Below are 19,172 nucleotides of genomic sequence, written 5' to 3'. Positions count from 1 at the left end.
ACGTAGGGCGGTTTTGTGTTGTTTGGGGGGGTTTTACCCCCCCCCGCAACACTCACGACGGGTCTCAGCGAGTGGCGTCCAGCCGGGACCGGATCCGGGCCAGCCGCTCCGGGACCGGCTCTTCACCCGCCCCGCGCAGCCGCTCGACCACACCCAGCATCGCCGGCCACTCGGCGACGCCGAGACCGGCGAAGTCCGCGGCGGCCACCCGGTGCGGGAACGCCGCCAGCACGGGGTGGTCCGCGGTGAGCGGAGGCCGGTCCGAGCGCGGTAGGAAGATCGGGAGCCCGGCGTCGGGTGGTTCCACCACGACCAGCGTGTCTTCGGTCCGGCGGTGGGCGGCCAGTTCGGCGAGTTCCCGCTCGAGCGACGGCGTCAGCTCGTTCGCCCACACGATCACCTGCGCCGCGACGGCGATCAGCCGGGACACCGTCGCGAACCAGGTCGCGTCGGGCAGGTACAACCGGTTCGACACGGTGAACTGGCCGTACTGGGCCAGTTCCAGCTCCCCGGCGGTGGTGCTGGCCACCTGCACCAGCGGGACGCCGCCGGCGAGCTCCATCAGTGCCTTCTCGGCCTTCGCGTGGTGCATGACCTGCAGGTGGTCGGGCTCCCCCGGCTCGACGAACCAGTCGGGCGCGACGCCGCTGCGCTCGGTGAGGTCGTAGTTGCGCAGCAGCAGGACGAACGGTTCGCCCGAGCAGACCCAGCTGCGGACGGCGCCGACGGAGCGCACGTGCGTGCTCCGGGCGAACTCCACCACGGCGTCCATGCCGCTGTCCGGGAAGAACCGGCGTTGCCGCTCCAGGAAGTCCAGCCGGAACTCGGGGCCGTCGATCACCAGCCGGTCCAGGATGTCACCGGCGTGCCCGGCGATCACGACGTACCCGTGCAGCTGCTCGGTGGCGGCCGGGTCGGCGCCGAAGCGAGCGAGCACCTCCGCGAACATCCGCCGCGCGCCGGCTTCGTCACCGCCTTGCAGGGCGACGAAACCCCGGTTGACCCACCCCTGCGCGGCGCGTTCGCGTACCTCGGGATCGGTGCTGGCCGCCCAGCGTTCGGCGACCTCGGCCCACAGCCGCGCGACCTCGGCGATCTCGTTCTCCTCCGGCGCCCCCGGTCCGCCACGCAGGTGGGCGAGCTGGACGAGCGCGCGGACGGCCGCCCGGTCGACCCGGACCCGGCCGGGCGGGCCGACGTGGTCGAGCACCAGCCGGATCACCTGCCGTGCCGCGGCGTTGGCCTCCGCCGTGCGGTAGTGCATCGCGATCGCGACGCAGTCGTCGGTCAGCCCCATGATCACGCGCCAGGCGACGAGCTCGTCCCGGTGCCCCGCGTACGCCTCGGCGAGCCAGGAGAACAGGAGGAACGCGTCGGCCGGCCGCTCCCGCTCGGCGAGGCCCATGGCCAGCTCGAACACCAGGAAGGCGTGGTCGTCGGCCGAGACCGCGGCCGCGACCTCGCCCCACAGGAAACCGCGGAACCGGCGGTCCGCCTCCGCCCGCGAGCCCGCGGTCCGCCGGTCGTCCTCCCAGCGGCCCAGAAAGTCCTCGAGAACGGTGTCCCGGTCCAGCCCGGCGTCAGCCCACGGATCCCCCACGGGGGTTCACTCTGCCAGGGGCGTCCGTCATGGCGCCAGATAACGCGTCAGCAGGCTCGCCCCGTCGGTCAGGACGGTGGCCAGCGCCAGCTCCACCGGGTCGAACGCGCCGCCGACCGCCGCGCGGTCCGCCGTGCCCGCCACGAGGAAGGGCGCGACCGTCAGCCGGAACTCGTCGACCAGCCCGGCCTCGGCCAGCGACGCGAACAGCCGAGGCCCGCCCTCGCAGTCGATCCGCCGCAAGCCGCGCTCGGTCAAGGCCGCCACCGCGAGGTCGAGTGCCACCTCGTCCTCGCCCGCGACGATCACCTCCGCCCCGGCCGACTTCCACGCTTCGCGCAGGTCCCGCGGCGCGCGCTCGCTCGTGATGACGAGCGTCGGGACCGCGGCCTCGGTGAGCACCGGTGCGCTCGGCGGCAGGCTCGCCCCCGTTGTCACCACCGCGATCGGCGGAATCGGCTCCAGGCCGTGCCGCCGTCGGCGGTCCGCGGTCTCCTTGCCCGGGTGGACGCCGTCGAACTCCTCGATCACCGCCGTCCCGGCGCCGAGCAGGACGACGTCGGCCAGGTCGCTGCCCAGCTTGAACACCACCCGGTCGGGAGCGGTCGACAGCGGCCGCGACCGGCCGCCGACCGTGATCGCGCCGTCCGTGCTCGACACGAAGTTGACGACCAGCCACTTCGCGACGTCGGGAAAGCGGTACAGGTCTTCGAGCTCCGCCAGGTCCAGCTCGCGGCCGTCCTCGGGCGGCCAGATCTGCCGGATCACAGCCACCGCACCGCGTTCTTCGGCGGCCGCGTGCCCACGATGCTGGCGATCATCTCGACCGTGTGCCGCGTCTGGCGGACCTGGTGCGCACGGAACATCGCGGCCCCCTGCGCGGCCGCGAGCGCCGTCGCCGCGAGGGTCCCGGTGACCCGGTCGTCCATGCCGACGTCGAGCGTCTCGCCGACCACGCCCTTGTTGGACAGCGCCATCAGCACCGGCCACCCGGTGGCCACCAGCTTGTCGACGTTCCGCAGGACCTCCAGCGACTGGTAGGTGTTCTTGGAGAAGTCGATGCAGGGGTCGATCATGATGCCCTCGCGCGGGACGCCCTTGGCGACCGCCCGCTCGGCGAGCTCGGTGGTGTCCTTGACCACCGCGGCGACGACGTCGTCGTACTGCGGCTTCACCGGGTCGGTGCGCGGGTCGAGGCCGTCGACGTGCGCGCAGATGTAGCCCGCGCCGTACTGCGCGGCGACATCGAGGATCTCCGGCTCGTAGGCGGCCCAGTTGTCGTTGATCAGGTCCGCGCCGGCCCGGCACACCGCGTCGGCGACCTCGGCGCGGTAGGTGTCGACGCTGATCACGACGTCGGGGAACTCCGCGCGAATCCACTCCACGGTCGGCACCACGCGGGTGATCTCCTCCGCGACCGTGACCTCGGGGCCGGGGCTGGCCGGCACGCCGCCGATGTCGATCACGACGGCGCCGTCCTCGATCGCCTTGCCGATCGCCGCGTGCGCCCGGTCCTCCTCGTAGGTCACCCCGTTGTCGTAGAACGAGTCCGGGGTCCGGTTGACGATCGCCATCACCATCGCGTGATCGCTGGTGAGGTGTCGCCCCCGGAAGACGAGGTCGTGGATCGGCATGCAGCGCTCCCGTGAAAAGTTCGGTCTGACCACCGCCGAGCATAGTGAGGGGGCCGGCCCGGGGCTTTTCGCGACTTTCGGGGGTGTGCCGGGTTTGTCCCCGCCGACACACTGTGCGTGCCGGTCCGATCACCCAGAGCCCGGACCGGATCGCCCATCCGTGCGGCCTTGAGGAGTCCCCGATGGCGTCAAAGTCCCTGTCCCGGCTCGCCCTGGCGGCGACCGGGGTCGTGCTGTCCGCGCTGCTCGGCGGCACCGCCGCCGCGCAGCCCGCCGACACGCCGGTGTTCTGGCGCGTCCCGGCCACCGCCGCCCAGGCGCAGGCGCTCGCCGCGGCCGGCTTCGACGTCGAAGAAGGGGACGCGGGCGCCGCGTACGTCGTCGGCGGGCAGGCGGTGGCCGAGCAACTGCGTGCGCGCGGCTTCCGGCCGGCCTTCTTCGACACCGTCTACAAGGAACTGCCCGCGCAGGCGAACTCCCTGGCCGCGGACACCTTCTACGGCGGGTACCGCACGGTCACCGCGCACGAGAACCACCTCACCGCCGTCGCGGCCGCGCACCCCGACCTGGCCACCAAGTACACGATCGGCCAGTCGTGGAAGAAGACGAAGGGCACCGGCGGGCACGACCTGCAGGCCATCTGCCTGACGAAGAAGCAGGCCGGCGACTGCACGCTCTCGACGACGTCGCCGAAGCCGAAGTTCTTCATGATGGCCCAGATCCACGCGCGTGAGCTGTCCACCGGCGAGCTCGCCTGGCGCTGGATCGACTACCTCGCCGACGGCTACGCCACCGACGCCACCGCGAAGTCCATCTTGGACACCACCGAGGTGTGGGTGGTGCCGATCTCCAACCCGGACGGCGTCGACATCGTCGCCTCGGGCGGGAACTCGCCGAAGCTGCAGCGCAAGAACGCGAACAACAGCCGCGGCGGCTGCACCGGCACGAACATCGGCATCGACCTCAACCGCAACTCTACGTTCAAATGGGGCGGCGACTCGAACTCCGCCTGCGCCGAGACCTACCAGGGCGTGAGCGCCGGCTCCGAGCCCGAGACGCAGGCGCTGGAGAAGCTGGCCCGCGCGATCTTCCCGGACCAGCGCGGCACCGGGAACAACGACCCCGCGCCGTCGACGGCCAAGGGCACGATGATCACGCTGCACAGCTACGGCAACGACATCATCATCCCGTGGGGCTTCACGCAGGCGACCTCGCCCAACGACGCGCAGTACCGCAAGCTGGGCGCGAAGTACGCGGCGTCGAACGGCTACCTCGTCGGCACCAACGAGGAAACCGTCGGCTACGACACGAGCGGCACCACCGACGACTTCACCTACGGCACGCTCGGCGTCGCCAGCGTGACGTTCGAGGTCGGCGGCTCGAGCGGCACGTGCGGCGGGTTCCTGCCGCGCTACACCTGCGTCGACAGCACGTTCTGGCCGAAGAACAAGGGCGCGTTCATCACCGCCGCGAAGGCCGCGGCGGCGCCGTACCAGCAGTGAGTCAGGGACGGCAGGCGTAGACGCAGTTCTGCGGACGCGGGGACTCCAGCACGTCGACGTGCCGGAACCCCGCGTCCGCGAGCATTTCCCGCGCGGTTTCGGTGCCCCACATGGCCCCGAGCGCGGCGCCGCCCTCGGCCAGCGACGTCGTCGTGCAGTACATCAGGCTGATCGAGTAGCACAGCGCGGCGAGCGGGTTGCCGACGTTCTTCGCGACGTCGCTGGAGAAGTTCGTGTCCACCATGAAGAACAGGCCGTCTTCGCGGAGCGCGCCGTGGACGCGCCGCAGCACGACGTCGGGCCGGTCCTGGTCGTGGACGGCGTCGAAGGCGGTGATGACGTCGTAGTCGCCGGTCAGCTCGGCGGCGTCCCCGACGGCGAACTCGACGTTCGGGAGCCCGCTCGTGGTCTCCTTCGCCTGGTCGATGACCCGTTCGTTGATGTCGATGCCGGTGAACCGCGACGCGGGGAACGCGCGGGCGGCGACGGCGATCGCGTTGCCGGCGCCGCAGCCCAGGTCGAGCACGCGCGCGCCGGCCGTCAAGCGTTCGGTGAGGCCGGGGACCGCGCCGAAGAAGCCGTCCACCAGGTGTTCGCGGTAGATGTGCTTCCAGCTGTCGCCGGTCTTCGCGCCGAGCGTCTCCAGGTACGGCCCGTACGCCGCCCGCGGGACGCCACCGCCCGCGGCGAAGGCGCGTTCGAGGTCGGGCAGGATGCCGGTGAACGCGGAGAGGGTGAGCAGGGACGGCATCAGGTTCGCCGCCGTGTCACCGAGGAGGAACTTCGCGTGCTCGGGCGGGAAGGTGTACTCCCCGGCGTCGAGGGTGAAGATGCCGCCGGTGACCATCGCGCCGAGCCACTCGCGGACGTACCGCTCCTGCAAGCCGGCGCGCTCGGCGAGGCCGGCGCTGGTGGCAGGCCCGCGAGCCGCCGCTTCGAGCAGTCCGGTGCGGTGGCCGAGCCCGATCAGCATGGTGAGCGCGCTGCCGGTCATGGTGGCCGTGAGGTGCGCCGCGAAGTCCGCTTCTTCCATGCGACCCGAGCTTACCCGCCCGGGCAGACCGTCCGATGTGGACGATCCGCCCGCGGCGGTCAGTCCTCGTCCTCGAGCCCGGCGTCGGCCAGCACGGCGTAGACGCGCCGCCGGGCGTCGGCGAGGATCTTCTTCACCTCGGCGACCTGCGCCTCGGTGCCGCTGTGCCCGACCTGCGCGGCGGCGCCGGAAAGCTCCCCGAGCGCATGCCACAGGGCGGCGAACCGATCGGCGTTCGGCGCCTCGTCGGGCTCGGCCCAGAGGGCGGCGAACTCGGCTTCCCGCCCGGCGACGTGCTCCCGCCCGGCCTCGGTGAGCTCGGCCACCCGGCGGCCGCCGGTCTCGGCGGTGCGGACGAGGCCCTCGTCCTCGAGCTGCTGCAGGATCGGGTAGACGGACCCGGGACTGGGCCGCCACCGCTCGTTGGTCCGGCGGCGGATCTCCTGCATGAGCTGGTAGCCGTGCCGGGGCTCCTCGGCGAGCAAGGCGAGCACGGCGGGCCGCACCGGACGGCTGGGGCCGCGGCCGCCACCGCGGAACTCCTGGACGCGCTGCCAGGCGCCGGCGCCGCCGAACCAGCCACCGGGGCCGCCGAAGGAGCCTGGGCCGCCCGGGAAGCCTGGTGCGCCCGGGGGTTGCGGTGGGTGCGGCGGAGGTGGGGGGAAGCCGCCGCGGGCCAGGTCGGGGCCGCCGTCCCAGTCCTCGCGACCGGGGAAGTCGTGGTCGGGGCGTTCGCCCGGGCCATGGTCGGAATGGTCGCCCGGGCCGTGCCCGAAGCCCGGGTGGCCAGGGTGGGTGTGCGGGCCGGGCCCGTGCTCGAAGCCGGGGTGCCCGTGACCGCCCGGACCGTGGTGGCCACCGTGGCCGAAGTGGCCCGGCCCGCCGCCGAACCCGCCGAACATGTGTCGTGCTCCAGCGCTCATCTCCATGACTGTCTCCTTCGCTAGCCGTATCGCCGACACTTCGACGATATATCGCCGTTGGATCGCCGGCAACCTCCCAGCTCAGAGCGCACTCCCCCTCAAGCCGCGCCGGACTTCACCGCCAGCGTCAGCAGCTCCGCCGCCGGCCCGGCCAGCCGTCTCCCCGCCGGCCACACTGCCCGCAGCACCCGGCCCAGCTCGACCCCCGCCACCGCCACCGGCACCAACCGCCGCCCCGCGACCTCGCGGACCACGTCCAGCTCGCTGATCACCGCCGGTCCCGCGCCCGCGATCACCGCGTTCCGCACGGCCGAAGCCGACCCCAGCTCCAGCAGCGGCTTCACCCCTCCGGCCCCCGCCCGGCGCAGGGCCGCCTCCACCGTCTCGCGCGTTCCCGACCCCGGCTCCCGCACCACCAGCGGCGTGTCCGCCAGCTCGGCCGCCGACAGCGGGCGGCGGCGACCGGCCCACTTGTGGCCCGCCGGGACCACCACCACGAGCCGATCCGTGGCCACCCGGCGGGTGCTCAGGCCCGGCCACGGCCCCGGCGACTCCACGAAGCCCAGGTCCACGCGGCCGTCGGCGACCAGCTCGGCCACGTGCTCGGAGTTCACCACCTCGAGCCCCACGTACGTGTCCGGCCCGGTCCGCTTGACCTCGCCGATCCACGCCGGGACGAAGTGCTCGGCCAGCGTCATGCTCGCCGCCACCCGCAGGCGTGCGCCGCGCTGGGTGCGCAGGGCCTCCGCGCCCGTGCGCAGACCGTCCACTTCGGTCAGCACGCGATGGGCCCAGCCCGCGATCACCCGGCCGTCCGGGGTCAGCGCCGAGCCCCGCCGGGTGCGGTCCACCAGGGACAGTCCCAATTGTCTCTCCAAAGTGGACAAGCGCTTGCTCGCCGACGGCTGGGCGATGCCCAGCGCCGTCGCCGCCTGCCCGATGCTGCCGAGGTCGTCGACGAGCACCAGCAGGCGCAGGGAATCCAGATCCGGTCCGGTCATAGCCTGAGTCTATGACCTCCCAGCGGACCGACGGCTACCGCGCACGCGCCGCCGGACCGATGCTGGAAGCATGGCACTGACAGCGGCGAAGACGTCCGGGCTCGCGATCACGGGGCTCGGCGTCGCCGCGGCGTACGCGCTGAGTTCGGTGTGGCCGGTCGCGGGCGCCCTGACCGTCGCGGTCGTGCTCGGCATCGTCGTGGGCAGCACGCCGCTGCTCACCGACGAGCACCGCCAGGCCATCGCGCGGCTCACGAAACGCCTGCTGCGCGCGGGCGTCGTCCTGCTCGGCCTCCAGCTCGCCCTCCCGACGGTCGTCGCGCTCGGCGCCGGCACCCTCGCCGCCGTGGTGCTGACGGTCACCGTCACCTTCCTCGGCACCGTCGGCCTCGGCCGCCTGGTCCGCGTGCCGCGCGGCCTCGCCCTGCTGGTCGCCACCGGCTTCTCGATCTGCGGCGCGTCGGCGATCGCGGCCATGGAGGGCGTGGTCGAGCGGGACGACGAAGACGTCGCCACGGCGGTCGCGCTCGTCACCTGCTACGGCAGCCTCGCCCTCGGTGTGCTCCCCCTGCTCGCCCACCTCCTCGGCCTGGACGCGACGCGGACCGGCAGCTGGGCCGGCATCTCGGTGCACGAGGTCGCCCAGGTCGTCGCGGCGGCCGGGCCGGCGGGCGCCGCCGCGGTCGCGGTCGCGATCGTGGTGAAGCTGAGCCGCGTGGTCCTGCTCGCCCCGGTGGTCGCGATCGTCGGCGCCACCGAACGCGGCCGCCGCGGCGGGTCCGCGCCGCTGGTGCCACTGTTCGTCCTCGGGTTCCTGGCGATGGTCGCGGTCCGCAGCACCGGGCTCGTCCCGGCGTTCGCGCTCGACGTCGCGAAGACCGCCTCGACGCTCCTGCTCGCCGGCGCGTTGTTCGGGCTCGGCTGCGCGGTCCGGCTCGGGCCGCTGCTGCGCGGCGGTGGCCGGGCCCTGCTCCTGGGTCTCCTGTCGACGCTTCTCGTGCTGGCGACCGGGTTCACCACCCTGACCCTGTTCACCTGAAATTTCCCTACCGGACAGGTATAGGGCGTTATACGCCGGGTTGTACGGGTCTTGTACGGACCGCGTCGACGCTGTCGCCGAGACGTAGGACGTAGAATGAACCGTAGGGAGAACCGTGAAGATCACCCGGATCGCCAGCGGCCTGCTGGCCGGACTGCTGGGGTGTGCCGCCCTCGCCGTCCCCGCGGCCGTCGGCGCCGCCACCGCGCAGGCCGACGTCGCGAGCACGTTGGTGTTCACCAAGAACACCGAGGGCCACGACTGCTACCGCATCCCCACCATCGTCAAGGCGAACGACGGCGCGCTGCTCGCCTTCGCCGAAGGCCGCAACGGCGGCGCCGCGAACTGCGCCGACCTCGGCGAGATCGACCTCGTGCTGAAGCGCTCCACCGACGGCGGCAAGACGTGGAGCGCGCTGCAGACCGTCATCAAGGCCAACGGTGACACCAAGGGCAACCCGGCGCCGATCGTCATCCCCGGCAGCAACCGGGTCGTGCTGCTGTCGACCATGCAGTGCTACACCAACCCCGCGTGCGGCCGGATCCCGCGCGTGTCGATCAGCGAGGACAACGGGAAGACGTGGGGCGCGCCGCGCGTGCTGACCACCGAACTGGGCTTCGCGAGCGCGCCCGGCTGGCTCGCCACCGGCCCGTCGCACGGGATCGTGCTGACCCGCGGCGCGCACGCCGGCCGCCTCGTCGCCGGCGTGAGCTGGACGACCGGCGGCAAGAACACCGGTGCCCTGGTCTACAGCGACGACAACGGCAGCACCTGGCACCGCGGCGCCACCGACACGCCGACCACGGCGATCAACCCGCAGGAGATCAGCGTCACCGAGCTGGCCGACGGCCGCGTCTACGCCGCCGCCCGCAACCAGGCCAACGACGCGAACAAGTGCCTGGCCGACGGAACCCGCAACCGCGCCTTCGCGATCAGCTCCGACGGCGGCGCGACGTTCAGCTCGAAGTTCGCCTTCGCCGGCGACCTGGTCGCCCCGACCGTGCAGGGCTCGACGGCGCGGATGAGCGCCACCGACACCGGCGGCAAGTACGACCGGATCGTCTTCGCCGCACCGTCCACTTGCGACCGTCGCAAGGAGCTGCGGGTGCACTCGTCCTTCGACGAGGGCGGCAACTGGACGGGCACCGGCGCCAGCCTGCTCGTCTGGGGCCAGGACGCGGCCTATTCGGACATGGTGCAGCTGTCGCAGGCGTCGGTCGGCGTGCTGTTCGAGGCCGGCCCGGAGTTCCACGCCAACGACACGATCCGCTACGCCACGGTGTCCGAAGCCGCGCTCGGGGCCCCCGCCTGCGGTGGTGGCTACAGCGTGATCGACCAGCAGGCGCTCGGCTCGGCGGGCACGGTTTACCTGTCCTACAACGCTTCGAACGGGCAGAACTGCGTCAGCACGATGAAGAGCGCCTCGGCGGGCTCGCCGACGCAGACCTCGGCCTTCCTGGAGGTCGAAGGCGCGACGCGGGCCACCGACGCCGGCGCGTTCTCCTACTTCGCCGGCCCGGTCGCGGCGAAGGCGGCGGACAAGTGCGTGAAGTGGGGTGGCTCGGCCGGTGGCGTGGCCTACACCAGCGGGTTCGAGCACTGCGGCTGACGCCGACGGGTGGGACCCGCCCCCGGGCCGGGTCCCACCCGCACTCCCCGGACGGCGTGGCCGTCAGAAGCCGGCCCGGCCTCGTAGACTCGGCCCATGGGACGGTCCGCGCTCGGCGTCGTTCGCACCGTGGGGCCGGAGGCGCCGTGACCGCCTGGGACCCGGCGACGCCGGACGAGGTCCGCGCGCTCTTCGAGCCGGTCGGCGTGCCGTGGTGGATCGCCGGCGGGTACGCGCTGGAGCTCGTCGCCGGGCGGTCGTGGCGGTCGCACGACGACATCGACGTCCTCGTGCTGCGCCGGGACCAGCTCGCGGTGCAGGACGCGCTGGCGGGCTGGGAGTGGTGGGCGGCCGACCCGCCGGGCACGCTGCGGCCGTGGGCGCCCGGCGAGGTCCTCGGCCCCGCGGTGCAGGACGTCTGGTGCCGGCCCTCGGCCGGCGCGCCGTGGCGCGTGCAGGTCATGCTCGACGAAACCGAGGGCGCCGAGTGGGTCTCCCGCCGCGATCCGGCGGTGCGCCGCCCGGTCGCGGAGCTGGGCGTCGTCGTCGGCGAGATCCCCTGCCTGCGCGCCGAAATCCAGCTCTTCGCCAAGGCCGTGAACACCCGCGAGAAGGACGAAACGGACTTCCGGGAGGTCGTCGGGAGCCTTCGCCCCGCCCAGCGGAAGTGGCTGGCCGAGGCCGTGCGCACCGCCTGTTCCCCCCACCACCCGTGGCTGGCCCGGCTCTGATGGGCCACGTGGGTGACGCCACTGTTGCGCCGCGACCCCCGCGAGCGATGTAACCAGCATGGCCTGGCCCGAGGACGACGAACGGCACCGCGAGGTGCTGGCGGCGTTGCGTGCCTGGGCCCGGAAGATCGACTCGACCCCGTACCCGCCCGGGCTCGACATCGACGCGCTGATGGCCCGCCACTACGCGAGCCTGGACGGCGAGCTCGAGCCGCCGCCGGTGATGGGGATGGTGGTGACGGCCACCGCCGAGACGACCGTCCTGACCGTCGGCGGCGAGATCGACCTCTCCGGCAGCCGGCGGCTGCGCCAGCAGCTCACCGAAGAGGTCGGGCTGGCCCCGCGGCTCCTGCTGCTGGACCTCACCGGCACCGCGCACTGCTCGGCCCGCGGCCTGGCGGTGCTGCTGGAGGCGACCGCCGACGCGCGGGAGGCGGGTGTCCCGTTCGCGATCGTCGGCTGCGCCCCGGTCGTCCGCCGGGCGGTCGACGCGCTGGGGCTCGAAACCGCCCTGCCGATCCACGCCACGATTGGCGAGGCGATCGAGTGGCTGGAACTGCTGGAGCGGCTTAAGACGTCCCGGTGACCCGGGCGATCGCTAGTTCGCGCCCGCCGGCGCCGTCGCGACCGCCGACTCGCCGAACCTGATCCCCTTGGCCTCCTTGCCGATCGCGGTCAGCACGGCCACCAGCACCAGGCCGGGCACCACCGTCCACAGCAGTGCCGAGGTGTACCCGTGCGACTCGGCGATGGCCTGCTGGATCGGCAGGTTCAGCGCGGCCAGCAGGTTGCCCAGCTGGTAGGTCACGCCCGGGTAGAAGCCGCGGATCGCGTCCGGGGACATCTCCGTCAGGTGCGCCGGGATCACGCCCCACGCGCCCTGCACCATGACCTGCATCAGGAACGAGCCCAGCGCGAGCATCCCGGCGCCGTGGTCGAACGCGAAGATCGGGATCACCGGCAGGCCCAGCACCGCCGCGGTGACGATGGTCCGGCGGCGGCCGAGGCGTTCGGACAGCGTGCCGAACGTCAGGCCGCCGATGATCGCGCCGACGTTGTAGAGGACCGCGATCCACGTGCTCGTCGTCGCGCTGAGCCCGGCGCCGCCGTTCTCGTGGGCCTTCAGGAAGCTCGGGTAGACGTCCTGGGTGCCGTGGCTCATCCAGTTGAACGCGGTCATCAGCAGGATCAGGTAGCCGAAGCGGCGGATCACCTTGCCGTTGAGCAGCACGTCCTTGACCGACGTCCGGGTCACGCGCAGCTTCTCGCGGGTGGCCTCCCAGACCTCGGACTCCCGCACGCGCGCCCGGATCAGCAGGCTGATCAGCGCCGGGAAGATGCTGAGCACGAAGATCCAGCGCCATTCGAGGCCCAGCGCCGAGTGGAACAGCAGGTAGGCCAGCGCGGCGAGCAGGTACCCGATCGAATAGCCGACCTGCAGCAGGCCGGAGAAGAACCCGCGGCGCGCCACCGGGATCTTCTCCATGGCCAGCGCGGCGCCGAGGCCCCACTCGCCGCCCATGCCGACGCCGTAGACGAACCGCAGGACCAGCAGCACGGTGAAGTTCGGCGCGAACGCGCAGAGCAGGCCGGCCACCGAGTACAGCAGGACGTCGGCGATCAGCGGGACCCGCCGGCCGACCCGATCGGCCCACAGGCCGAACAGCAGGGCGCCGACCGGGCGCATCACGAGGGTCGCGGTGGTGATGAACGCCAGCTGCGTCGCGGTCGCGCCGAACGACTTGTCCTTGGCGATGTCCGCCAGGACGAACACGACCAGGAAGTAGTCGAACGAGTCCATGCTCCAGCCGAGCAGCGCCGCGAGGAAACTGTTGCGCTGATCCGCGGTAAGCGCTTTCTTGGCTGGGGTGGGCCCCGCTTGCCGATCCGTCACGTTTGCCCCGTCCCGTCGGTTTCTCACCGGAAGACCTCAGGGCTGGTCTAGCACCCACGACCCCGCACGGGCAAGGGTCACAGCGCGACGCGGGTCCGGACGCGACGGCCGACGTCGCGCGCCCACGCCTTGATCCGGTCCCAGTCGCGGAAGTCGCCGGCGCGCTGTCCGGACGCCATCAGCCGCGGGATCAGGCCGCGGACCGTGGCCGGGTCGAGCCGGCCGCCGAAGGTGGCGGTGCGCTCCGCGTCGATGCGGGCGGCCAGCAGCGCCACGTTGGCCGGCAGGCTGACCTGGTGGGTGGCCGCGCCAGGGCCGCACGGTCCGCTGTGGAACAACCACACCGGACGCTCGGCGAGCGCGCGGGCGTTGCGCTCGAGGAACCGGACGGCCTCGGGCCGCCACCGGTGGTAGTACAGGGCGCTGCCCACGACGACCGCGCCGTACTGCGCGACACCGGCCACGTCGGCGGCGTCGCGCACGTCCACGCTCAAGCCGGTTTCGCCGAGCTCGGCGGCGATGACCTCGGCGATCTGCCGGGTTCCGCCGTGGCGCCCGGCGTAGGCGACGAGGACTGCGGTCATGCCCCCATTGTCGGCCTTGCCGCGCGGTACTGCGCCATGGGCCGGGCACGATCCGCCATACGGGCGCTCGCACGTTGCTCTCCGTGGGCCCCGGTGCACTCCCCGCGGCTCAGTCCGGTGACAGGAACGCCGGCCGGGTCGCCGGATCCGGCGGGTCGTAGTACCGGTGGAACACCGCGGTCTGCCCGCCCGAGAGCGGCGGCACGAGCCAGCTCCAGTCGGCCGGGCACCGGCGACCGGCCCGCTCCTCGCGGTCCAGGTGGGACAGGAACCGCCGCGACTCGGTGTGGTGGTCCGCCATCGTCACCCCGGCGGCGTCGAACGAGTGCTGCACCGCCAGCGTCAGCTCCACCAGCGCCCGGTCGCGCCACAGCGTGCGCTCGGACGCGGTGTCCAGGCCCATCAGCTCGGCGATGACCGGCAGCAGGTCGTAGCGCTGTTCGTCGGCCAGGTTCCGGGCGCCGATCTCGGTGCCGAGGTACCAGCCGTTGAACGGCGCGGCGGGGTAGGTGACGCCGCCGATCTCCAGCGGCATGTTGCTGATCGCCGGCACGGCGTGCCAGCGCAGTCCGAGCCCGGCGAACCAGCGGTGGTCGGGGTGGGTCAGCGGGACCTCCAGCACGGCGTCCGGGGGCAGGGTGAACAGCCGCGGCTCGCCGGGGACCGCCTCGACCAGCAACGGGAGGACGTCGAAGGAGCCTCTTCGCTCCGGCGGGCGCCAGCCGAGTCTTCGCACCCGCTCGGTGAACTCGGCGTGGCGCGGGTCGCCGAGCACGGAACCGTCTTCGAAGCGGTACCCGGCGTAGCGAATCAGCTGCTCGTTGTGGATCCGCGGCCCCGGCGCGGCCGGGGTGTCGGGCGCGAAGATCGTGATGGTCGGGCGGATCCGGCCGGCGCGGGTGGCCTGACGCAGGTGGGTGACGCATTCGTCGGCGATCGCGGCCGCGCCGGCGGCCTTCCGCCGGTCGCGGATCCGCAGGCTGTTCCAGTACAGCCGGCCGATGCAGCGGGCCGAGTTGCGCCAGGCGACGCGCGCGCCGAACGCGAGCTCCGCGGGGGTGTGGGTGTAGGTGCCCGTTTCCGCGATTTCCGCGCGGACCCGCGCCAGCCGGGTTTCGAACCGCGCGCCCTCTTCGGCCGCGCCCTCGGCGAACATCAAGTCCAGGAATTCCTCCGCTTCCGCGGAATTGACGTCCTGCTCCCCCGAGACGCGCTGGTGGTTCAGCGACACCGCCGGTGTCACCCGCTCGGGTGTAACCGTCATCGCGCGCCCCCACTCTCCGAATTCGTGATCTGCGTCCCGGCGCGAAGATCCACGTTTCCTCCGATGTTCGTCGTCAACGGGTCAGGCCGGAGATGGGGGCGAAATCCGCATCTCCGGCCAGGCCGGGCAGCGTACACCGCACTCACCGCGGCGCAATCCTTCGCTCATGACCGACTTCCGCGACCACCCGGAAATGCGTCGCTCGCTGGGAAAACCCGGCGGAAAAATCTGTCACCAAGCGTCATTCGGACATGGCGCAGCGCATTTCTCACCGTCGATCACGACGACTTCTCGAATCGACAAGATCCATTCTTCGCGAGGCGTCTGCGTCTTTTCGTGGGCATTCGACGAACGGTCTTCTCCGGTCGCGCTCCCCCGTGTATGCGCCTCCCGGGCGCGGCGTTAGAGTCGCGGTGATCGGCAGAGGAGGGACGTTTCGTGAGCCGGATCCCCGTGGTCCTCGTCGCCGGGTTCCTCGGCGCGGGCAAGACGACGCTGCTCAACCACCTGCTCGCCAACCGCGAGGGCGCCCGGGTCGGCGTCGTGGTCAACGACTTCGGCCAGGTGAACGTCGACGCGCTCGCCGTCGCCGGCCAGGTCGACACGATGGTCTCGCTCGGCAACGGGTGCCTGTGCTGCGCCGTCGATGCGAGCGGGCTCGACGCGATGCTGGGCCGGCTCTCGGCGCCGGAGGCCGGGATCGACGTCATCGTCGTCGAGGCCAGCGGGATCGCCGAGCCGCGCGACCTGATCCGGCTGATGATCGCCAGCGAGAACCCCGACATCCGCTACGGCGGCCTCGCCGAGGTCGTCGACGCCGCCGAGTTCGACGCCGCCCGCGAGCGCCACCCCGAACTGGCCGACCACCTGCGGCTGGCCGACCTCGTGGTGCTCAACAAGGCCGACCGGGTGCCCGCCGACGCGCTGGCCAAGGTCACCGCCACCGTCGAAGAGCTCGCGCCGGGCCGGCCGCTGCTGGTGACCGAGCACGGCCGCGTCGACCCGCGGCTTTTCTTCGACCCCGAGCCCCGCGGCGAGCGCGTCGGCCAGCTGTCGTTCGACGACCTGCGCGAAGACGACCACTCCGAGCACCTGCACGCCCGCTACGAGACGGTCACCTTCACCGCCGGGACACCGCTGGCGCCGCGGGCGTTCGTCGACTGGCTGGAGCGGCGGCCGGCCGGGCTCTACCGGATGAAGGGGCAGGCGGACTTCGGCGACGGCTCGCGCTTCCACCTGCACACGGTCGGCGGGTTCGTGCAGCTCGAGCGGTCGGCCTGGCCGGCCGGCCCGCCGCGGCGCACCGAGCTGGTGCTGATCGGCGCGGGCATCGACTCCGGCGCTCTGCTCGCCGACCTCGAGGCGTGCGTGGCGCCGGACCCGTCGGTGGTCGACGAGCGCGGGATGTTGCACATCCTCCGTTACCTGCCCGACGAAGCCTGAGGCGCGCCGCCACGCCGAAGATCGGCAAATGCGCTCGGGTTCCGCCACCCGCGACGGAGACTGGCGGCCATGACGACCACCGAGGTGAGCGCACCACGCTGGTACCTGGTCGGCGTGCTGCCCGAAGAGGTGCCCCTGGCGCACCTCATGACCCGCTCCGGCGATCTCCGCTACCGCCGCTCGGCGTGTGGTGAGCGCGAGTCACGCAGCTGGAAGCCGGTCGACCTGACGACGTCGGAGCTCGCGCCGTGCCCGGCCTGCGTCGCGACGCTGCCGGCGCCCCCGGCCGGTGTCCGGCTGGCCCCGGCGGCCGAAGACGTGACCCAGCTCAGCCTCGACCTGGGCCTCCGATGACCGCCTAGGCGAGCTGCTTCTCGTAGCAGACCGACTCCGGATCGGTTTCGTGCGGTGGGAAGTTCGGCACCCGCCGGTAGCCCGCGCGTTCGTACAGCCGCATCGCCGCCGGCTGCCGCACGCCCGTCTCCAACCGCAGCCGCACGCCGCCGTCGCTGCGGGCCAGCCGCTCGGACTCCGCCACCAGCGCGCTCGACACGCCCGTGCCGCGGAGGTCCGGCGCCACGAACATCCGCTTCAGCTCGTACACGCCCGGCGCGACCGGCTCGACCGCGCAGCAGCCGATCGCCCGCGGGCCGTCGCGGGCCAGGAGGTAGCGGCTCGCCGGGTCCAGCGGACGCGGGCGCACGTCCGGCGGCAGGTCGTAGACCACGACCAGCTCCGCCGTCATCGCGGTGAGCAGGGCGATCAGCAGCCCGTCGTCGGCCGGGCACTCCGCGACGGTGGCCACCTCAGGCCTTCTTCGCCCGGCTCGGCGCGACCCGCGGCGGCTCGTTCGGCATCTTCGGGTACACCGGCGGCCACGGCGCGTCCATCAACCCGTTCGCCATGTCTGCTTCGGACATTTCCAGCAGCGGCGCGATCGACTGCGGCCGCTCCCCCGCGCCCGCCCACGGGTCACCGCGCTCGGCGACGCGGGCCGGCACGGTGCTCAGCGTGAACGCGTCCGGCTCGACGCCGTCGAGCTCGTCCCAGCCGATCGGCGTGGACACCTGGCCGCCGACGCGCGGCCGCACGCACCAGGTGCCGAACACCGTCTTGTGCGGCGCGTTCTGGTTGAAGTCGACGAACACACGCGAGCCGCGCTCTTCCTTCCACCACTGCGCGGTGATCTTGGCCGGGTGCCGGCGTTCCAGCGCCCGCGCCAGCGCGACCGCCGCGGCCCGCACCTGGAAGCTGTCCCAGTGCGGTTCGAGCATGACGTACAGGTGCAGCCCACGCGAACCGGACGTCTTCAAGTGGCCCTCGATGCCGTGCTCGGCCAGGAACTCCTTGGTCAGCACCGCCGCTTCGCGCAGTTCGTCGAACCCGATGCCGGGCGACGGGTCGAGGTCGACGCGCAGCTCGTCGGTGACCTCCGGGGTGTCCGCGAGGTAAGGCCAGACGTGGAAGCCGAGGCAGCCGAGGTTCACCGCCCACAGGATGTGCGCGAGGTCCTTCGCCACCAATGCGTCACTCGTGGTGCCGTTCGGGGTCGAGACGACGGTGGTGCTCAGCCACGACGGCGCGCCTTTGGGCACGCGCTTCTGGAACCAGTTCTTGCCGCCCGCGCCGTCCGGGTAGCGCTCCAGCAGCAGCGGGCGCCCGCCGAGCCGGGCCAGCAGCGGCCCGGCGATCGCGCGGTAGTACTCGACGAGGTCGAGCTTCGTCTGGCCCTGTTCCGGGAAGTACACCTTGTCCGGGCTGCTGATCTTGACTTCGACGCCGTCGACGTCGAGCAGTAGCGCTTCACTCATCGGGCCTCCCCGAACAGCTTCGCGAGCTCGGCGGGCGGCGCCTCGTCGAGCTGGGCGTACGTGCACGACTCCGGCGTGCGGTCGGGCCGGAACCGGACCAGCCGCCCGCCGTGGCGGAACCGGCCGCCCTGCAGGTGCTCGTAACGGACTTCCGCCACCCACTCGGGACGCAACGCCTCCCACGACAAGTCCTTCTGCGGCGCCCACCGGCTGTTCGCGCCCGGCTTGCGGGCCGGATCGGGCTCGTACTCCGCCCAGGTGCGCCAAGGATGGCCTTCCAGCGCGTTCTCCCGCAGCGGCGCCAGCTCCTCGACCAGCTCGGCGCGCCGCGCCTTCGTGAAGCTGCTCGCCACGCCGACGTGGTGCAGCACGCCCTCGTCGTCGAACAGGCCGAGCAGCAGCGAACCCACGCCGACGCCGTCCTTGTGCCAGCGGAAGCCCGTCACCACGCAGTCGGCCGTGCGCTCGTGCTTGACCTTCAGCATCACCCGCTTGTCCTGCTCATAAGGCAGGTCGGCGGGCTTGGCCATGACGCCGTCGAAGCCCGCCCCCTCGAACCGGGTGAACCAGTCCTCCGCCTGCGCCGGGTCGTCGCTGAGCGGGGTCAGGTGGACCCGCTGCAGCCCCTCGGCGTCGGTCTTCAGGATGGCTTCGAGCTGCCGGCGACGCTCCCGGAACGGCGTCTCGGTGAGGTCGGTGTCGCCGAGGGCCAGCAGGTCGAAGGCGACGAAGCTGGCCGGCGTCTCCTCGGCGAGCTTGCGCACCCGCGACGCCGCCGGGTGCAGGCGCAGCTGCAACGTCTCGAAGTCGAGCCCGGCCGGCGTGACCAGCACGATCTCACCGTCCACGACGCACCGCGGCGGCAGCGCGGCCGCCAGCAGCTCCACCAGCTCCGGGAAGTACCGGGTCAGCGGGCGGTCGTTGCGGGAGCCGAGCTCGATTTCGTCGCCGTCGCGGAACACGATGCAGCGGAAGCCGTCCCACTTGGGCTCGTAGAGCAGCCCCGCGTCACGAGGCACCTCGTGCACGGCTTTCGCGAGCATCGGCCGCACCGGCGGCATCACGGGCAAGTCCACGTCGGCGAGCTTAAATCACCGGTACGAC

The 19,172-nt window shown here is 72.5% G+C and carries 19 protein-coding genes; 7 read left to right on the top strand and 12 right to left on the bottom strand.

Annotation, left to right across the window (positions count from 1 at the left end):
- Nucleotides 1–64 precede the first annotated feature (64 nt).
- The 3 genes from M8542_RS12375 to folP are packed head-to-tail and all read right to left on the bottom strand — an operon-like array spanning nucleotide 65 to nucleotide 3,234.
- Nucleotides 65–1,600 carry a hypothetical protein gene (locus M8542_RS12375; protein WP_257920246.1) on the bottom strand — a complete coding sequence of 512 codons (1,536 nt, stop codon included), beginning with the start codon at nucleotides 1,598–1,600 and terminating at the stop codon, nucleotides 65–67.
- A 27-nt stretch (nucleotides 1,601–1,627) separates the two neighbouring features.
- Entirely contained in the window at nucleotides 1,628–2,368 is a 741-nt protein-coding gene (locus M8542_RS12370; protein WP_257920247.1) for a pyrimidine reductase family protein, read from the bottom strand.
- Nucleotides 2,365–3,234, bottom strand: coding sequence for a dihydropteroate synthase (folP, locus tag M8542_RS12365; protein WP_257920245.1), 870 nt, complete (start codon nucleotides 3,232–3,234; stop codon nucleotides 2,365–2,367). Before folP ends, M8542_RS12370 begins: the two co-directional genes overlap by 4 nt.
- A gap of 182 nt (nucleotides 3,235–3,416) precedes the next feature.
- Between folP and M8542_RS12360 the strand changes: the two genes are divergently transcribed.
- Nucleotides 3,417–4,736: a M14 family zinc carboxypeptidase gene (locus M8542_RS12360; RefSeq protein WP_257920244.1), complete on the top strand. Its 1,320-nt coding sequence runs from the start codon at nucleotides 3,417–3,419 to the stop codon at nucleotides 4,734–4,736.
- Nucleotide 4,737: 1 nt separating this feature from the next.
- On the opposite strand, the gene M8542_RS12355 is transcribed toward M8542_RS12360, so the two are convergent.
- The 3 genes from M8542_RS12355 to M8542_RS12345 form a co-directional block, all read right to left on the bottom strand.
- Complete coding sequence (locus tag M8542_RS12355; protein WP_257920243.1) at nucleotides 4,738–5,769, bottom strand: class I SAM-dependent methyltransferase; 1,032 nt, start codon at nucleotides 5,767–5,769, stop codon at nucleotides 4,738–4,740.
- 59 nt (nucleotides 5,770–5,828) lie between these two features.
- Nucleotides 5,829–6,698 (bottom strand): PadR family transcriptional regulator, encoded by an 870-nt coding sequence (locus M8542_RS12350; RefSeq protein ID WP_257920242.1) that lies wholly within the window; start codon nucleotides 6,696–6,698, stop codon nucleotides 5,829–5,831.
- Nucleotides 6,699–6,790: 92 nt separating this feature from the next.
- Nucleotides 6,791–7,693 (bottom strand): LysR family transcriptional regulator, encoded by a 903-nt coding sequence (locus M8542_RS12345; RefSeq protein ID WP_257920241.1) that lies wholly within the window; start codon nucleotides 7,691–7,693, stop codon nucleotides 6,791–6,793.
- Nucleotides 7,694–7,763: 70 nt separating this feature from the next.
- Here M8542_RS12345 and M8542_RS12340 point away from each other — a divergent pair, with 70 nt between their 5' ends.
- The 4 genes from M8542_RS12340 (at nucleotide 7,764) to M8542_RS12325 (ending at nucleotide 11,658) form a co-directional block, all read left to right on the top strand.
- Nucleotides 7,764–8,732 carry a YeiH family protein gene (locus tag M8542_RS12340; protein ID WP_257920240.1) on the top strand — a complete coding sequence of 323 codons (969 nt, stop codon included), beginning with the start codon at nucleotides 7,764–7,766 and terminating at the stop codon, nucleotides 8,730–8,732.
- A 115-nt stretch (nucleotides 8,733–8,847) separates the two neighbouring features.
- Nucleotides 8,848–10,341 carry a sialidase family protein gene (locus M8542_RS12335; RefSeq protein WP_257920239.1) on the top strand — a complete coding sequence of 498 codons (1,494 nt, stop codon included), beginning with the start codon at nucleotides 8,848–8,850 and terminating at the stop codon, nucleotides 10,339–10,341.
- A 146-nt stretch (nucleotides 10,342–10,487) separates the two neighbouring features.
- Complete coding sequence (locus M8542_RS12330; RefSeq protein WP_257920238.1) at nucleotides 10,488–11,072, top strand: nucleotidyltransferase domain-containing protein; 585 nt, start codon at nucleotides 10,488–10,490, stop codon at nucleotides 11,070–11,072.
- Between the two features lie 58 nt (nucleotides 11,073–11,130).
- Nucleotides 11,131–11,658 carry an STAS domain-containing protein gene (locus M8542_RS12325; protein ID WP_257920237.1) on the top strand — a complete coding sequence of 176 codons (528 nt, stop codon included), beginning with the start codon at nucleotides 11,131–11,133 and terminating at the stop codon, nucleotides 11,656–11,658.
- Between the two features lie 12 nt (nucleotides 11,659–11,670).
- Here the strand turns inward: M8542_RS12325 and M8542_RS12320 are convergent, their stop codons facing one another.
- The 3 genes from M8542_RS12320 to M8542_RS12310 all read right to left on the bottom strand — a co-directional run bounded on the left by M8542_RS12320 (nucleotide 11,671) and on the right by M8542_RS12310 (nucleotide 14,814).
- Entirely contained in the window at nucleotides 11,671–12,966 is a 1,296-nt protein-coding gene (locus M8542_RS12320) for an MFS transporter (RefSeq protein WP_257920236.1), read from the bottom strand.
- A gap of 77 nt (nucleotides 12,967–13,043) precedes the next feature.
- Nucleotides 13,044–13,550: a flavodoxin domain-containing protein gene (locus tag M8542_RS12315; protein WP_257920235.1), complete on the bottom strand. Its 507-nt coding sequence runs from the start codon at nucleotides 13,548–13,550 to the stop codon at nucleotides 13,044–13,046.
- Between the two features lie 109 nt (nucleotides 13,551–13,659).
- Nucleotides 13,660–14,814 (bottom strand): nitric oxide synthase oxygenase, encoded by a 1,155-nt coding sequence (locus tag M8542_RS12310; RefSeq protein ID WP_257920234.1) that lies wholly within the window; start codon nucleotides 14,812–14,814, stop codon nucleotides 13,660–13,662.
- A 438-nt stretch (nucleotides 14,815–15,252) separates the two neighbouring features.
- Between M8542_RS12310 and M8542_RS12305 the strand changes: the two genes are divergently transcribed.
- Nucleotides 15,253–16,257 (top strand): CobW family GTP-binding protein, encoded by a 1,005-nt coding sequence (locus M8542_RS12305; RefSeq protein ID WP_257920233.1) that lies wholly within the window; start codon nucleotides 15,253–15,255, stop codon nucleotides 16,255–16,257.
- Nucleotides 16,258–16,326: 69 nt separating this feature from the next.
- Complete coding sequence (locus tag M8542_RS12300) at nucleotides 16,327–16,611, top strand: hypothetical protein (protein WP_257920232.1); 285 nt, start codon at nucleotides 16,327–16,329, stop codon at nucleotides 16,609–16,611.
- Nucleotides 16,612–16,615: 4 nt separating this feature from the next.
- Here M8542_RS12300 and M8542_RS12295 read toward each other — a convergent pair whose 3' ends face one another.
- The 3 genes from M8542_RS12295 to M8542_RS12285 are packed head-to-tail and all read right to left on the bottom strand — an operon-like array spanning nucleotide 16,616 to nucleotide 19,144.
- Nucleotides 16,616–17,062, bottom strand: coding sequence for a GNAT family N-acetyltransferase (locus M8542_RS12295; protein ID WP_257920231.1), 447 nt, complete (start codon nucleotides 17,060–17,062; stop codon nucleotides 16,616–16,618).
- Nucleotide 17,063: 1 nt separating this feature from the next.
- Entirely contained in the window at nucleotides 17,064–18,068 is a 1,005-nt protein-coding gene (gene ligD, locus M8542_RS12290) for a non-homologous end-joining DNA ligase (protein WP_257920230.1), read from the bottom strand.
- Complete coding sequence (locus tag M8542_RS12285) at nucleotides 18,065–19,144, bottom strand: ATP-dependent DNA ligase (RefSeq protein WP_257920229.1); 1,080 nt, start codon at nucleotides 19,142–19,144, stop codon at nucleotides 18,065–18,067. The genes ligD and M8542_RS12285 overlap by 4 nt, the downstream gene beginning before the upstream one ends.
- Between the last annotated feature and the right edge of the window lie 28 nt (nucleotides 19,145–19,172).

Source organism: Amycolatopsis iheyensis, assembly GCF_024703995.1.
In the GTDB taxonomy this organism is placed as follows: domain Bacteria; phylum Actinomycetota; class Actinomycetes; order Mycobacteriales; family Pseudonocardiaceae; genus Amycolatopsis; species Amycolatopsis iheyensis.
The sequence above is the reverse complement of the archived record's forward strand: the minus strand, read 5'-3'. Positions and strand labels throughout refer to the sequence as shown.